Genomic DNA, 14300 nt, shown 5'->3' with positions numbered 1-14300 from the left:
CGTGATGCCGCTGGATGGATCAGGCCGGTCTCCGGGCTCATGAGCGGCGTTGGCCTGGCTGCGCGCCTTCCCGCTTTTAGGCAGTGGCATCGGACGCAGCTTTTACTCATTTACCGTTGCGGGGGCAGCGCCGGGATCGTGAGGGTTCATCGCTTGAAGACCCGCCTCACCGGCTTCCCTGTTTCACTCTGTCGACATGCGCCACAGAGCACCTGAAACAAGCCGCGAAGGTTAGAGGGTTGGGGGTGGAGCGTCAATTGAAGAGGGGCTTGTGCGGCGAATAACTGCCGCCGATCAATTAACTGACGCCAATCTTGTGCCACACTGTCATGAGTGATATCAAAGAGCCATGCTTTTTGACTGCAGAGAGCACATCACAATAACAAGGGAGAGCACCATGCAAGGCATGATCATCAGCAATCCGCGGCTGGAATTCCTGCGCCCGGTGCTGGAACGCTGGTTTGACTGTATCGACCGCTACAACGCCGTGCGCGGCGACAATGACACGCCCTACTGGCACGACGAAAAAGCCAACCTCGGCCTGCTGTCGGCCGCTGCCTGGATGGCCGAACTGGTCACCCTGCGCGACACCGCCACCCGCAAACAGAACGAGGAAGGCGAGCGCAATGCCCGCGCCGACCTGTTCCTGGCTGGCGCTGAAGATCGCGCCTTCATTCAGGCCACCCAACGCTGGCCGCGCGTCACCAGCCTGAATCTGACGCAGGCCCTGGCGGATATCACCAGCGACGCCAAGCGCATCAGCTACGCCAGCGACCTGAAACTCGGCTGCCTGTTCGTCGCCCCGCAAAAGGCCCAGCACAGCGCCAGCCCGGAAGAGTTGCAGGACATGGTCGACGACCTGCAAAAGGAACACACCTGCGCCGTCGCCTGGTACTTTCCCTACGCCTACCGCAAATTGCGCAGCGAGGCCGGCAACTATCACCCCGGCATTGCCGTGCTGTTCAAGGAAGCCCGCGGCTGAGGGTTGAACCATCGGGCTTGTGCGCTTCTCTATGATTAAGAATGAATTCATAGGGAAGATCAGCAATGCGCAAGCCCCAGCTCGTTTTCGTCATCGTGCTCGCCGGAGGGCTCGCCGCCTGTGGTGAATCCTCCAGCCTGCAAGTCTCCGACGGCACCGGCCCGTCTCCCCGATTGCCCGAACCGAACAAGACCCTGATCCCGACGGTGAACATCGCCCCGGCCATCGGCTGGCCGGCCGGCGCGAAACCGACGGCAGCGGCAGGCACGCAGGTGGCAGCCTTTGCCGAGAATCTCGATCACCCGCGCTGGCTGTACGTATTGCCCAATGGCGACGTGCTGGTGGCGGAAACCAACGCCCCGCCCAAACCCGACGACGGCAAGGGCATTCGTGGCTGGGTGATGAAGAAAGTCATGGGCCGTGCCGGTGCCGGCGTTCCCAGCCCGAACCGCATTACCCTGCTGCGCGACGCCGATCATGACGGCGTGGCCGAAACCCGGACGGTGTTCCTGCAGAACCTCAACTCGCCGTTCGGCATGACCCTGGTCGGCAACGATCTGTACGTGGCCGATACCGATCGCCTGCTGCGCTTCAACTACGAGCCCGGCGCGACCGAAATCAAGAGCCAGCCAATCAAGGTCGTGGATCTGCCGGGCGGCACGCTCAACCACCACTGGACTAAAAACGTTATCGCCAGCAAGGACGGCAGCAAGCTGTACGTCACTGTCGGCTCGAACAGCAACGTCGGCGAAAACGGCCTCGATCAGGAAGAAGGTCGCGCAGCGATCTGGGAAGTGGACCGTGCCACCGGCAACCACCGGATCTTCGCCTCGGGCATCCGCAACCCCAACGGCCTGGCCTGGGAGCCTCAAAGCGGTGCGCTGTGGACTGCCGTGAACGAGCGCGACGAAATCGGCAGCGATCTGGTGCCGGACTACATCACGTCGGTCAAGGACGGTGGCTTCTATGGCTGGCCGTTCAGCTACTACGGCCAGCACATCGACGTGCGCGTGGAACCACAGCGGCCGGACATGGTGGCCAAGGCCATCGCTCCCGACTACGCCGTCGGCCCGCATACCGCATCACTGGGCCTGACTTTCGCCGAAGGCAATCGCCTGCCGGCGCAGTTCAAGGAAGGCGCATTCATCGGCCAGCACGGCTCGTGGAACCGCAAACCGCACAGTGGCTACAAGGTGATCTTTGTACCTTTCGCCGCCGGCAAGCCGAGCGGAACGCCCGTGGACGTGCTGACCGGATTCCTCGACAAGGACGAGAACGCTTTGGGTCGCCCGGTCGGCGTCGTGATCGATCAGCAAGGTGGGTTGCTGGTAGCTGATGATGTGGGTAACAAGGTGTGGCGAGTGTCAGCGACCCGCTAGTGTGTTGCAGGCATAAAAAAACCCGTGGGAGCCATTCAGCTCCCACGGGTTTTTATGTATCTGAACTACGGGTTATGCGCCAGATGCTCCGGCTGCAGAACGCGCTTGGCGCTCAGATAAGCCTTCTGCCAATACGCTTTCGACAGGCTGTCCAGCTTCACCGTGCCGCCGGTGGCCGGCGCATGAACGAAGCGCCCTTCCCCGACGTAGATCCCCGCATGACTGACCTGCGAGCCGCCATTGGTGGCGAAGAAGATCAGGTCGCCGGTTTGCAGCCCTTCCTTGCCGACATTCGGCGCCTGCATGACGATCATCTCGCGGGTGGAACGCGGCAGGCTGATGCCGGCGGCATCGCGGTAGACAAAACCGATCAGGCCACTGCAATCGAAGCCCGAATCCGGCGTATTGCCGCCCCAGCGATAAGGCGTGCCCACCAGCCCGAGCGCGCGGAACAGCACGTCTTCGGCAGCGGGGGAAAAGGCCTGGGAAGATCCGAACACGATCGGAGCGCGAACCACCGGCGCAGGCGGCGGAGTGCGGCTGGCGCAGCCGCTGAGCAGCGCTGCGAAGAACATCAAGGCAAAGCGGGCCGACATCGTCATATGCAGAACATCCTGATCTGGCTGAGGCTTTGACTGCCGATTCGACAGAAAACAAAACCGCCTGCGTTGGGACGCAGGCGGTTTGCCATCAATATAGATCAGGATTCTAGCGGCTACGCGGCAAACTTCAAGTAAGACTTTAACTTCACCTTGTAAAGTTTAGGTCTATTGCCTCTGAAGGGCCGCTTGTCGCCACGAGCGTGGCGACAAAGGCGTGATTACTTGCGAGCGGTAACCACGGTTGGAGCGTTCGCCAAAGCGCGTTTGGCTTCGATGAAGGTCTTGCTCCAGTAGCTGTCGCCCAGGCTGTCGATGCGAACACCGCCGCTGCGACGAGAGCTGGAATGGATGAACTGGTTGTCGCCCAGGTAGATCCCGGCGTGGCTTACACGACCGCGACGACCATTGGTGGCGAAGAACAGCAAGTCGCCCGGCTCGAGGTTGCTGCGCGAAACCAGCGGCGCATCAACGTTGATCATTTCGCGGGTGGAGCGCGGCAGGTTCATGCCGGCTTCTTCGCGGAACAGGTAGCCGATGAAACCGCTGCAATCGAAACCGGCTTCAGAGGTACCGCCGAAACGGTAACGGGTACCGATCAGGGACATGCCGCGTTCGAGGATGCTGTCGGCCAGAACCGGAAGCTGGTAAGGCTTCTTGCCGTTGAAGTCGGCGAGTTCTTTTTCGGTGTCCAGCTCTTCCTGGTAAATAACGGAAGACTGGGCGGTGGCAGAATTTTTAGCCTGTTGTTGCTGCTCTTGATTAACAGGTGAATGAGCAGCGCAACCGAACAACAGGGTGACGAGTGCGAGAGGCACGAGGGGTGCGAAGCGCTTTAGCATGGGCACGACCGTGGCTGATAGTTGTAAAGAAGCCGAGACTATGCCCGCTATCAGCCTCATTTGCAAATTCAATCGATCTTTTTGTGACTTCCCGGTTTCTCATTAACATCTAAGCGCTTAAGCCTATTTGAATCGAGACGCGGCCTGTGCAACCCACAGGAAAGCGGGTTTTCTGGCGACTGAAATATGCCGAAACCGGCTGAAAGCCCCGGTTTTACCAGCCCAGGGTTTCTTTCAGGAAGGGAATGGTCAGCTTGCGCTGGGCCTGCAAAGAGGCCTGATCGAGCTGCTCGAGCAGATCAAAAAGCGCGCTCATGCTGCGGGTACCGCGAGTCAAAATAAAATGCCCGACTTCATCGGTCAGGTGCAGACCGCGACGGGATGCGCGCAATTGCAGGGCACGCAATTTGTCTTCATCGGAGAGAGGACGCATCTGGAAGATCAGCGCCAGGGTCAGGCGCGATTTCAGGTCGGCGAGTTTGATCGGCAGTTCACGCGGCGAAGTGGACGCCGCAATCAGCAGACGCCGCCCGCTGTCACGCAGACGGTTGAACAGGTGAAACATCGCCTCTTCCCAGTCTGCCTTGCCGGCAATCACCTGCAAGTCATCCAGGCAGACCAGTTCGTACTGTTCGAGGTTGTCGAGGATTTCGATGCCGCGATCCATCAACTCGGCCAGCGGCAGGTACACCGCCGGTTCACCCATCTGCTCGAAGCGCAGGCACGCGGCCTGCAACAGATGCGTACGCCCTACCCCGTGCTTGCCCCACAGATAGATCAGGCTTTCGGTCCAGCCGGCGTCGGCTTCGCATAGACGCTCGACATAGCCGAGTGCAGCGGCATTGGCGCCTGGGTAGTAGTTGATGAAGGTGGCGTCGTCACGCAGACGCACACCTAGGGGCAGCTGAATCGGTTTCATGCTGACTGAACAGTTCCCAAGGAACCGTTAGTGGCCTCTGTGTAAAGTGAGCGAAGTTTATACCCGTGAAGCGGAGCGCACAATGCGACAGACCCCAAGCAAAATCAAAGGTTTGCGTTAACGTGCTGGTTTTATGACAGTTTCTTTGGCGCCACGGCCTGCATGAGACGGGCCAACCCGGTGATCCACCGGGCAGCCCGCGCGTCACGATTACAACTCCGGCTCATCCACCCCGCTATAGATGTCGGAATCCTTGTACAGATCGTGGACATGCCGCACCAGCACCATGATCACCGCCGCCACCGGCAATGCCAGCAGCACACCGGTGAAACCGAACAACTCGCCACCGGCCAGAATCGCGAAGATCACCGCCACCGGGTGCAGACCGATCCGGTCCCCCACCAGCAACGGCGTCAGCACCATGCCTTCCAGCGCCTGGCCGACCATGAACACTGCGACGATCCCGATCATCGGATACAGATCGCCACCGAACTGGAACAACCCGGCAATCAGCGCCGCGCCAATACCGATCACGAACCCCATGTACGGCACAATCGCCGCCAGCCCTGCGATCAGACCGATCAACAGACCCAGTTCCAGACCGACAATCATCAGGCCGGCCGCATAGATCACGCCCAGCGCCAGCATCACCAGCAACTGCCCGCGCACGAACGCGCCCAGCACTTCATGACACTCACCCGCCAGCGCCACTACACGCTCCTCTCGATCACGGGGCAACAGGCCACGGATCTTGGCCATCATCACGTCCCAGTCGCGCAGCAGGTAAAAGCTCACCACCGGGATCAGCACCAGATTCGCCAGCCAGCCGATCAGCGCCAGGCTCGAGGCCGTCGCCTGACTCAGCACCACACCGACGATGTCGGTGGTCTGGCCCATATGCTCGCTGATGGCTGCCTTGACCTTGTCGAACTTCCAGAAGCCATCCGACAGCCCCAGCTTCGATTGCGCCCATGGCACGGCGGTGTGCTGCAACCAGTCGAGCATTTGCGGCGCCAGCTCATAGAGACGCAGCAATTGCTTGGCGAGCATCGGCACCAGCACCAGCAACAACGCGGTGACGATCAGGGTGAACAAGGCGAACACCGTAATCACACCCCAGGTGCGGGACAGCCCCAGGCGCTCCAGACGATCAACAAGCGGATCGAACAGATACGCGAGCAGCAGCGCTACCAGAAACGGCGTGAGGATCGGATGCAGCAACCAGACAAACGCGCAAAGCAGGAGCACCCCACCGAGCCAGAACCAACGCCGCGTATCGGCCATGTAACACTCCATTGCTTATATATAAGAAAGAAAACTACCAGCGGAACCGCAAGGACGGCGCCGCCGGTGTCGGCGTTGGCGCAGTAACTGGCGGCGCCCCGACGACCGCAGGCTGAGGCGCAGCGACCGGAGCCGGCGCCTCGGCCGGCAGTTCCTGCAACTTCGCCAGCGACAATTGCGCTCGCAACTGATCGGCACTGCCGTTGACCCGATACAGGATGCGATCGGCATCGACACTCTGCAGACGCACGCCGAACGGTTCGAGTAACCGCAGCAGCGCCGCGTAGTGCTCCAGATTCATGCCCTGCACTTCCAGGGTCTGCTGGCCGGATGCGCCCGGCTTGGCCACAAAGCGTGGCGCCAGGCGTTCAGTGACCGCCAGCATCACCGCATCGGCCACGGCGGCCTGATCCGCGCCCTGCACGTTGCCCGCCTCTTTTTTATCGCCCAGCCACAATTGCCATTTGGCCTGCCATTGCCCGCCGTCTTCGCGGGCATGCACGGCGAGCAAGGCGTCAGCGTTGTAGCGTTCGGAAGCATTGCGCAAGGGCGCCGGGTCGGCACCCTCGATCGCCGGCGCCGTGGCGACCAATTGCTCGCTCAAGTCCGCCAGCGGCAGGCGCAACGGCAAACCACGGTGCTGGGCCGCACGACGCAAAGGCGCGGCGCTGGCCTGACCGTCGCCCACCAGACTCGCCCCCTCGGTCGAATCATTCAGCCACCAGCTCAGGATCGAGGGCCGATTGGCACCCCACAGCGCCAGCCCGGCGCGGCGTAACGCCTGCTCGGTGGTTCCTGGGTCGAAATCGACTTTCAGCACTTCCGGCGGCCCCGCATCGAAACCGAACTGACTGATGATCTGCTGCGGATCCTTGCGAACCGGCGCCAGCCCCGGGTTCTGCGGGGCTTTCGGGTCGCCGGTCAGGCGCAGCACCAGCGTATCCAGCGCAGCCTGGGTCGCGCGATCGCGCTCCTCCGGCGACTGACCCGTGACCGGTTCGCGCACCTGATAAAGACCTTTGAGATTTTCGGCCTGGCTCGCCAGGCTGATCAGAGACAAGCCACCTACTAACAGCCATTTACAAAAACGCATGGAGAATTCCCGTCGACAAGAGCGGCTGGAACAGGCCGCGTGTACCGTTGCTGCAAGCCTGTGACCACAGGCCGTCGCAAAACATTCACACGCGGTCGGTAAGTTTTTGCACAGTCCTAACGATAGACGGTTCCTTATACAGGCACCCGTGAAGTCGCCCACAGCGTCAATTGCAAAATTTTTCCACCGATATGCCCCTGCCCGTCGGCGTGAGGATGGCCGCTGCCCCTCAAGCCTGATAAAATCGCGCGCCTTCGCAGACCGGCAACAGCCGGGCACCCCGAACTTCGCGTGAGGCAATCGCCCCTGTCGGATTCGGCGCTCCCGCTGAACTCGGTCGTTACCCCTGAATCCCCTCCCCTAAAGGCCTGGATCATGAGCAAGCAACCCTCCCTGAGCTACAAGGACGCCGGTGTAGACATCGACGCCGGTGAAGCATTGGTCGAACGCATCAAGAGCGTCGCCAAGCGCACTGCGCGCCCGGAAGTCATGGGCGGCCTGGGCGGTTTCGGCGCCCTCTGCGAAATCCCGGCCGGCTACAAGCAGCCAGTACTGGTTTCCGGTACTGACGGCGTCGGCACCAAGCTGCGCCTGGCGCTGAACCTGAACAAGCACGACAGCATCGGCCAGGATCTGGTCGCCATGTGCGTCAACGATCTGGTGGTGTGCGGCGCAGAGCCGCTGTTCTTCCTCGACTACTACGCCACCGGCAAACTGAACGTCGACGTGGCTGCCACCGTGGTTACCGGTATCGGTGCAGGCTGCGAACTGGCTGGCTGCTCGCTGGTCGGCGGCGAAACCGCTGAAATGCCTGGCATGTACGAAGGCGAAGACTACGACCTGGCCGGCTTCTGCGTCGGCGTCGTGGAAAAAGCCGAAATCATCGACGGCTCGAAAGTCGCCACCGGTGATGCCCTGATCGCCCTGCCATCGTCCGGCCCGCACTCCAACGGCTACTCGCTGATCCGCAAGATCATCGAAGTGTCCGGCGCCGACATCGAAACCGTTCAGCTCGACGGCAAACCGCTGACCGAACTGCTGATGGCCCCGACCCGCATCTACGTGAAGCCGTTGCTCAAGCTGATCAAGGACACCGGCGCTGTCAAAGCCATGGCCCACATCACCGGTGGCGGCCTGCTCGACAACATCCCGCGCGTTCTGCCAAAAGGCGCTCAGGCCGTGGTTGACGTGGCCAGCTGGAACCGCCCGGCCGTCTTCGACTGGCTGCAAGAGAAAGGCAACGTCGACGAAACCGAAATGCACCGCGTGCTGAACTGCGGCGTGGGCATGGTGATCTGCGTGGCTCAGGAGCACGTTGAAGTGGCCCTGAACACCCTGCGTGACGCCGGCGAGCAGCCTTGGGTCATCGGTCAGATCGCTGTCGCTGCCGAAGGCGCGGCTCAGGTCGAACTGAAGAACCTCAAGGCTCACTGATGCCAAACACCTGTGATGTCGTGGTGCTGTTGTCCGGCACCGGCAGTAACTTGCAGGCCCTGATCGACAGCACGCGGACCGGCGACAGCCCGGTCCGCATCGCTGCGGTGATTTCCAACCGCGCCGACGCCTACGGCCTGCAACGCGCCAGTGACGCGGGTATCGCCACCCGCTCGCTGGATCACAAGGGATTCGAGGGCCGCGAGGCCTTCGATACCGCTCTGATCGAACTGATCGACGAATTCAACCCCAAACTCGTGGTACTGGCCGGCTTCATGCGCATTCTCAGCGCTGACTTCGTCCGTCACTACCAGGGTCGCCTGCTCAACATCCACCCGTCGCTGCTACCCAAATACAAAGGGTTACACACGCATCAGCGCGCGCTGGAAGCCGGCGACGCCGAACACGGCTGCTCCGTGCACTTCGTCACCGAGGAACTCGATGGCGGACCACTGGTCGTACAGGCAGTAATACCGGTAGAGTTGCACGATTCGCCGCAAAGTCTGGCGCAACGGGTTCACGTTCAGGAACACCTGATCTACCCGATGGCCGTACGCTGGTTCGCCGAAGGACGGCTGAGCCTCGGCGAGCAAGGTGCTTTACTGGATGGCCAGCTACTCGGGGCCAGCGGTCACTTGATTCGAAACTAGGAGATTTTATGCGTCGCGCCCTGCTCTTCGCTTGCGCTCTGCTCGCCCTGCCTTTTGCCCAGGCGGCAGACCTTCAACCGTTCTCCGCCAGCTACACCGCCGACTGGAAGCAGCTGCCCATGAGCGGCACTGCCGAACGCAGCCTGACCAAACAGGCCAACGGCGTCTGGAAGCTCAGCTTCAAGGCTTCGATGATGATTGCCAGCCTGTCCGAGGAAAGCACCCTGACCCTGGACAAGGACACCCTGCTGCCACAGTCCTACCACTTCGAACGCGGTGGTCTGGGCAAAGCGAAGAAGGCTGATCTGGACTTCGACTGGGCCAACAAGCTGGTGACCGGCACCGACCGCGGCGACGCGGTGAAAATCCCGCTCAACCGCGGCATGGTCGACAAATCCACCTATCAACTGGCGCTGCAGCATGACGTGGCCGCCGGCAAGAAAAGCATGAGCTATCAGGTGGTCGATGATGGTGAAGTCGATACTTACGACTTCCGCGTGCTGGGTTCGGAGAAAGTCGAAACCAAGGCCGGCCAGATCGATGCGATCAAGGTCGAGCGCGTCCGCGATCCGACACAAAGCAAGCGCATCACCGTCCTGTGGTTCGCCAAGGACTGGGATTACCTGCTGGTTCGCCTGCAACAGGTCGAAACCGACGGCAAGGAGTACAACATCATGCTCCTCGACGGCACGGTCAACGGCAAGACGGTCAAAGGCAGCTGATCCGACGCAAAATCAAAAAGCCCCGCAAACGCGGGGCTTTTTTTCGCCTGTCGAACGCTGATCAGACCGAGAACTTGGCGACCATGCTGTTCAGGTCCACCGCCAGCCGCGACAGCTCCTGACTCGCGGCGCTGGTCTGATTGGCACCGGCAGACGTCTGCATCGCCAGGTCACGGATATTCATTAGATTGCGATCGACCTCTCGTGCTACGGCCGCCTGCTCTTCCGACGCACTGGCGATCACCAGGTTGCGCTCGTTGATCAGGGTAAACGCCGAAGCAATTTCTTCCAGCGCCACGCCAGCCGCCTTCGCCAGCTCCAGTGTCGAGCGCGCCCGAACGTTGCTCTGCTGCATCGAGCTGACCGCCGAATCGGTGCCCTGCTGAATGCCGCCGATCATCTGCTCGATCTCCTGCGTCGACTGCTGAGTGCGATGGGCCAGCGCCCGCACTTCGTCCGCCACCACCGCAAAACCCCGTCCGGCATCACCCGCCCGGGCAGCCTCGATTGCCGCGTTCAACGCCAACAGATTGGTCTGCTCGGCAATCGAGCGGATCACATCCAGCACTTTGCTGATGCTGTAGACCTTCTGCGCCAGATCCTCTACCTGCGTGGCATTGGCGGTGACATCGTCCGCCAGCAGCTCGATGGACGACACGGTCTGCTGCACCTGCTCGCGACCATGCTGGGCAATGCGATCAGACTCACGGGAAGCCTCGGAGGTCGCTATGGCATTGCTCGCCACCTCTTCCACGGCGGCGGTCATCTGATTGACCGCCGTGGCGGCTTGTTCAATTTCCAGACTCTGCTGGTGCAGCCCTCGCGTCGCATCTTCGGTGACGCAGCTTAGCTCCTCCGAGGCCGAGGCCAGTTGACTGGAGGACTCCGAGATTCGGCGGATGGTGTCGCGCAGGTTGTGCTGCATGCTCTTGAGCGCGTGCAGCAACCGCGCCGGTTCGTCTTTGCCGGAAATGCTGATATCCCCCGTCAGATCGCCACCGGCCACCACTTCCGCCACATTGAGCGATTGCGACAGCGGCAGCACGATGCTGCGGGTCAGCAACAACGCTAGGGCGATGGTAATCAGCGCGGTGATGCCGATCATCACACCGACCCAGACCCGGGAATTGGTGAACACCAGCCGTGCAGCCTCAGTGGCGAGGTTGGCGTTGTGCTTGTTCAGCTCGACCAGCTCACGCAGGCTCACTGCAATCTCATCCGCCAACGGGCTCATCTGTCCGTTGAGAATGGCGGCGGCCTCCTCCACTCGTCCCTGAGCAGATAACGTCATCACCTGCGCCTGAAGCTCCAGGTACTTGTGTTCGGCAACCTTGAAGCGGTCGAACAGCGCGCGCTCTTCGGGCAATACGATCAGGATGTCGTAACGCTGCTGGGCTTCGCTCAGCACACCGCGCAAATCATTGAGCTTGGCCACATTCTGATCCAGCGCCTGCGGATCGCGATTGAGCAACAGGCGCATGGTCAGCGCACGCAGGCGCAACATGTCCTGGCTCATCTCGCCCACCGCCATCACGCTGGGTAGCCAGTTGTTGTCGACCTCGTCGGACTGCGCGCGCATGTTCGACATCTGCAGCAGGGCGAACGCCCCAAGGGCAAACACCATCAGCGCCAGCACGCCAAAACCCAGCCCGGCCCGGGGCGCAATATTGAGACTACGGATACTCATTGCTCTGGTTCCTTCCAAAAGCGCTGCATCAACCCTGCAGCTGGTTGCTCTAGAAGGTATCGGCCCTTTGGAAAATTGCGTAAGACCAAAACGTGATATCAAAAGGCCTCGATACTTCGAACCTGGCGCATTAACGATTCAGCGCGGGTTTGCCGGACTTGAGCGCTGTTCGCGGCAAGATCGCCAGGAAGTTGTCCCGTGCGGCTTTTTTCGCGACCGCCTCGGGCAACGCGTCGAGAAACGGCTTGAAGCCGTGGATTTCCTTACCGAGTTTGTTGAACCGCCCGACCACGTCCGAACCGATCATAAAGCGATCCGGATAGCGCTCCACCAGTTGCACCCACTCCGCTCGCGGTTGACCATTTTCGTTCAGCAGATAAGGCGTCAGCAGGCTCCACGACAGATCAATGAACAGGTTCGGGTACGCCTCCAGCATTCGCGTGAGGGTCGGCAGCAGAAAATCCAGCTGCGTCTGATGACGATGGATTTCAGCACTGGTGCCGGCATGGGCCCAGATAAACCGGGTGTGCGGATGATTACGCAGCGGCTCTTCAATTTCCTTCAGGTACAGCGGATTTTTCTCACGCTTGGAAGTGATGTTGGAATGCAGCATCACCGGCAGATCGTTTTCGGCGGCCAGGTGATAGATGCGGGTCATGGCCTCATTGTTGGCGCGTGGCGTGTCGCCGGAGGTCAGTGCGGTGAGGTCGTCGTGACGGGTGAAGACCTCGCCGATGCCCTGCCACAAGCCGGGATACAGATCGAGCATGCGCTGGATGTGCGCGGCGGAGTTCTTGTCGTTGGGGTTGAAGCCTGAAAGAAACGGGTGAAAGTACTGGCGTTGCTCAGGTGTCAGCTTCTGCACCGCGTCGGCGACGATCACGTCAGTCGCGCTGTACCAATAGGCATCGGCGTCATCGCCAGCGTAATAGCGCGGACGCTTCGGCTCGTCTTCGTGCCATTTCTTCGCCACGGGAATGCCGGAAATCATCACGTGCTCGATGGAGTTTTCCTTCATGGCCGTCAGCAATTTCGGCATGCCGGCGGTTTCCTGGAAAAAATCCACGTAATGCAGGTGCGCGTCACTGTAGGTGTAATCCCGGGCACTGGCGGCGCCGGTGAAAACCATCAGGCAGGCAAGACTCAAACGAAACACGGACACAAGCATTCTCCGGCAGACAGGCATAGCCTAGACCCTCGCCGGGCAACGAGGGTTCACCCGGCAAGAAAGTGGAACGCGCCTGTGTGGGAATGCTCTATACCTGCAAGGTCTTTTTTGATCGAATCCCTTTTCCTACAGCTTGCGAGGTTCACATGACCGTTACCGTCAATACCGTGTCCGCCGAAGGTTTTCGCCACACCGTACAGATCGATGAGCATGAGCTGTTTGCCGATGTCCCGACCACTGCCGGCGGCGAAGGCTCGGCTCCGGAGCCGCACGATTACTTCGACGCCGCTCTCGGCGCCTGCAAGGCTCTGACCCTGAAGCTGTACGCGAAGAAAAAGGACATCCCGCTGACCGGCGTCGGCGTTGAGGTCAAACGCGACAACAGCCAAGAGCAGAAAGGCAAATACGCGCTGCACGTGACCCTCACCCTCAAGGGCGTGCTCACCGATGCCCAGCGCGAAGAGCTGCTGCGTGTTGCCGATCGCTGCCCGATCCACAAGCTGATGACCACCAGCGAAGTCACCATCGAAACCCACGCGCCAGTCGGCTTCGACAGCCAGTAATCACCCCGACGACACCGGCGGGTTATGCTCCACGCATCACCCGCTCAGCCTGGAATGGAACATGGACACCCAACCCCTGATCATCCGCCCGCGCGCCGAAGACGTCGAAGGCCAGCCGATTCTGCGCCCGCTGCCGTCAGCCAAATGCCGCAGCGTCGGGCCTTTCGTGTTTTTCGACCACATGCTCGAAACGGTTTATCCGGCGGGCAAAGGCATGAATATCCGACAGCACCCGCACATCGGTCTGTCGACCCTCACGTATTTGTTCGACGGGCAGATCCAGCACAAGGACAGCCTGGGGTCGGATCAGGTGGTCAGTGCTGGCGATGTCAGCTGGATGACAGCCGGCACGGCGATCGCTCATGTCGAACGCACGCCTGAACCGCTATGGGAACAAAGCTTCAAGATGCACGGCCTGCAAATCTGGCTCGCCTCACCCAAGGATCACGAACAAGGCCCGGGGCATTACAGCCACCACCCGGCCTCGACCTTGCCGGTCAGCGATAACCTCGGCGTACAGATCCGCATGATCGCCGGGTCAGGCTTTTGCCTGGAATCACCGGTGCCAGTGCTTTCTCCTACGCTGTATGCCGAACTGAAGATGCAGACCGCGACCACGCTGCTGATCCCGACCGAACATGAAGAGCGGGCGCTGTATGTGTTGAGTGGTGATGTGCAGCTTAATGGCGAAGCGGTCGAACCCCATGCACTGGTTGTGTTGCCGGCCGGGGAAGAGATGAGCCTGTTTGCCGAGAGCGATAGTCACGCGGTGCTGTTCGGTGGTGCGCCACTGGATGGGCCACGGCGGATCAACTGGAATTTTGTCGCGAGCGATCCGGCGGCGATCGATGAGGCGCGGCGCAAGTGGGCGGCCGGGGATTGGCCGACGGTGCCGGGGGAAGTCGAGCGGATCGAGCTGCCTAAATCGCGCAGCGAACCGACACCGCTGTAAAGCAACACTCCCACGCCAGGCGTGGG

At 60.9% G+C, this 14300-nt stretch carries 14 protein-coding genes and 1 riboswitch; of the genes, 7 read left to right on the top strand and 7 right to left on the bottom strand.

Going from position 1 to position 14300, the window contains the following annotated elements; translation table 11 throughout:
* Positions 1 to 4: 4 nt before the first annotated feature.
* Positions 5 to 231: riboswitch (cobalamin riboswitch) on the bottom strand.
* Between the two features lie 166 nt (positions 232 to 397).
* Positions 398 to 982 carry a hypothetical protein gene (locus tag LOY31_RS08410; RefSeq protein WP_007950400.1) on the top strand — a complete coding sequence of 195 codons (585 nt, stop codon included), beginning with the start codon at positions 398 to 400 and terminating at the stop codon, positions 980 to 982.
* Between the two features lie 65 nt (positions 983 to 1047).
* A complete protein-coding gene (locus tag LOY31_RS08405; RefSeq protein ID WP_221534192.1) occupies positions 1048 to 2361 on the top strand; it encodes a sorbosone dehydrogenase family protein in 1314 nt (437 codons plus the stop codon).
* Between the two features lie 65 nt (positions 2362 to 2426).
* On the opposite strand, the gene LOY31_RS08400 is transcribed toward LOY31_RS08405, so the two are convergent.
* The 5 genes from LOY31_RS08400 to LOY31_RS08380 form a co-directional block, all read right to left on the bottom strand.
* Positions 2427 to 2963: a C40 family peptidase gene (locus tag LOY31_RS08400; protein WP_007950398.1), complete on the bottom strand. Its 537-nt coding sequence runs from the start codon at positions 2961 to 2963 to the stop codon at positions 2427 to 2429.
* A 218-nt stretch (positions 2964 to 3181) separates the two neighbouring features.
* Complete coding sequence (locus tag LOY31_RS08395) at positions 3182 to 3802, bottom strand: C40 family peptidase (RefSeq protein ID WP_007950397.1); 621 nt, start codon at positions 3800 to 3802, stop codon at positions 3182 to 3184.
* 214 nt (positions 3803 to 4016) lie between these two features.
* Positions 4017 to 4721 (bottom strand): DnaA regulatory inactivator Hda, encoded by a 705-nt coding sequence (hda, locus tag LOY31_RS08390; protein WP_007950396.1) that lies wholly within the window; start codon positions 4719 to 4721, stop codon positions 4017 to 4019.
* 210 nt (positions 4722 to 4931) lie between these two features.
* Positions 4932 to 6005, bottom strand: a complete 1074-nt coding sequence (locus LOY31_RS08385; protein ID WP_007950395.1) for an AI-2E family transporter — start codon at positions 6003 to 6005, stop codon at positions 4932 to 4934.
* A 34-nt stretch (positions 6006 to 6039) separates the two neighbouring features.
* Positions 6040 to 7098 carry a DUF2066 domain-containing protein gene (locus LOY31_RS08380; RefSeq protein ID WP_258713101.1) on the bottom strand — a complete coding sequence of 353 codons (1059 nt, stop codon included), beginning with the start codon at positions 7096 to 7098 and terminating at the stop codon, positions 6040 to 6042.
* Between the two features lie 375 nt (positions 7099 to 7473).
* Here LOY31_RS08380 and purM point away from each other — a divergent pair, with 375 nt between their 5' ends.
* From purM to LOY31_RS08365, 3 genes are read left to right on the top strand one after another with little or no spacing between them, the layout of a single operon-like run.
* Entirely contained in the window at positions 7474 to 8532 is a 1059-nt protein-coding gene (gene purM, locus LOY31_RS08375) for a phosphoribosylformylglycinamidine cyclo-ligase (protein WP_007950393.1), read from the top strand.
* Positions 8532 to 9182, top strand: a complete 651-nt coding sequence (gene purN, locus LOY31_RS08370) for a phosphoribosylglycinamide formyltransferase (protein ID WP_007950392.1) — start codon at positions 8532 to 8534, stop codon at positions 9180 to 9182. The genes purM and purN overlap by 1 nt, the downstream gene beginning before the upstream one ends.
* Positions 9183 to 9190: 8 nt before the next feature.
* The gene (locus LOY31_RS08365) at positions 9191 to 9904 is read left to right on the top strand and encodes a DUF3108 domain-containing protein (protein ID WP_007950391.1); all 714 of its coding nucleotides are present in this window, start codon (positions 9191 to 9193) and stop codon (positions 9902 to 9904) included.
* Between the two features lie 61 nt (positions 9905 to 9965).
* Here the strand turns inward: LOY31_RS08365 and LOY31_RS08360 are convergent, their stop codons facing one another.
* Together LOY31_RS08360 and LOY31_RS08355 are read right to left on the bottom strand one after the other, a co-directional pair.
* Positions 9966 to 11591: a methyl-accepting chemotaxis protein gene (locus LOY31_RS08360; protein WP_258713100.1), complete on the bottom strand. Its 1626-nt coding sequence runs from the start codon at positions 11589 to 11591 to the stop codon at positions 9966 to 9968.
* A gap of 130 nt (positions 11592 to 11721) precedes the next feature.
* Positions 11722 to 12777 carry an amidohydrolase family protein gene (locus LOY31_RS08355; protein WP_408980465.1) on the bottom strand — a complete coding sequence of 352 codons (1056 nt, stop codon included), beginning with the start codon at positions 12775 to 12777 and terminating at the stop codon, positions 11722 to 11724.
* Positions 12778 to 12905: 128 nt separating this feature from the next.
* Between LOY31_RS08355 and LOY31_RS08350 the strand changes: the two genes are divergently transcribed.
* Both LOY31_RS08350 and LOY31_RS08345 read left to right on the top strand, forming a co-directional pair.
* Complete coding sequence (locus tag LOY31_RS08350; protein ID WP_007959010.1) at positions 12906 to 13322, top strand: OsmC family protein; 417 nt, start codon at positions 12906 to 12908, stop codon at positions 13320 to 13322.
* 61 nt (positions 13323 to 13383) lie between these two features.
* Entirely contained in the window at positions 13384 to 14274 is an 891-nt protein-coding gene (locus LOY31_RS08345; RefSeq protein ID WP_221534196.1) for a pirin family protein, read from the top strand.
* The last annotated feature ends 26 nt before the right edge of the window (positions 14275 to 14300 follow it).

The organism is Pseudomonas sp. B21-021 (assembly GCF_024749205.1).
Taxonomy (GTDB): domain Bacteria; phylum Pseudomonadota; class Gammaproteobacteria; order Pseudomonadales; family Pseudomonadaceae; genus Aquipseudomonas; species Aquipseudomonas paraglycinae.
Note: the sequence above shows the minus strand (reverse complement) of the source record. Positions and strands in the feature narration are given on the sequence as shown.

Excerpts from the sequence above, each read along its gene's own strand:
- LOY31_RS08410 (WP_007950400.1), top strand. The coding sequence starts at position 398 with ATGCAAGGCATGATCATCAGCAATCCGCGGCTGGAATTCCTGCGCCCG.
- LOY31_RS08405 (WP_221534192.1), top strand. The coding sequence starts at position 1,048 with ATGCGCAAGCCCCAGCTCGTTTTCGTCATCGTGCTCGCCGGAGGGCTC.
- LOY31_RS08400 (WP_007950398.1), bottom strand. The coding sequence starts at position 2,963 with ATGACGATGTCGGCCCGCTTTGCCTTGATGTTCTTCGCAGCGCTGCTC.
- LOY31_RS08395 (WP_007950397.1), bottom strand. The coding sequence starts at position 3,802 with ATGCTAAAGCGCTTCGCACCCCTCGTGCCTCTCGCACTCGTCACCCTG.
- hda (WP_007950396.1), bottom strand. The coding sequence starts at position 4,721 with ATGAAACCGATTCAGCTGCCCCTAGGTGTGCGTCTGCGTGACGACGCC.
- LOY31_RS08385 (WP_007950395.1), bottom strand. The coding sequence starts at position 6,005 with ATGGCCGATACGCGGCGTTGGTTCTGGCTCGGTGGGGTGCTCCTGCTT.
- LOY31_RS08380 (WP_258713101.1), bottom strand. The coding sequence starts at position 7,098 with ATGCGTTTTTGTAAATGGCTGTTAGTAGGTGGCTTGTCTCTGATCAGC.
- purM (WP_007950393.1), top strand. The coding sequence starts at position 7,474 with ATGAGCAAGCAACCCTCCCTGAGCTACAAGGACGCCGGTGTAGACATC.
- purN (WP_007950392.1), top strand. The coding sequence starts at position 8,532 with ATGCCAAACACCTGTGATGTCGTGGTGCTGTTGTCCGGCACCGGCAGT.
- LOY31_RS08365 (WP_007950391.1), top strand. The coding sequence starts at position 9,191 with ATGCGTCGCGCCCTGCTCTTCGCTTGCGCTCTGCTCGCCCTGCCTTTT.
- LOY31_RS08360 (WP_258713100.1), bottom strand. The coding sequence starts at position 11,591 with ATGAGTATCCGTAGTCTCAATATTGCGCCCCGGGCCGGGCTGGGTTTT.
- LOY31_RS08355 (WP_408980465.1), bottom strand. The coding sequence starts at position 12,777 with ATGCCTGTCTGCCGGAGAATGCTTGTGTCCGTGTTTCGTTTGAGTCTT.
- LOY31_RS08350 (WP_007959010.1), top strand. The coding sequence starts at position 12,906 with ATGACCGTTACCGTCAATACCGTGTCCGCCGAAGGTTTTCGCCACACC.
- LOY31_RS08345 (WP_221534196.1), top strand. The coding sequence starts at position 13,384 with ATGGACACCCAACCCCTGATCATCCGCCCGCGCGCCGAAGACGTCGAA.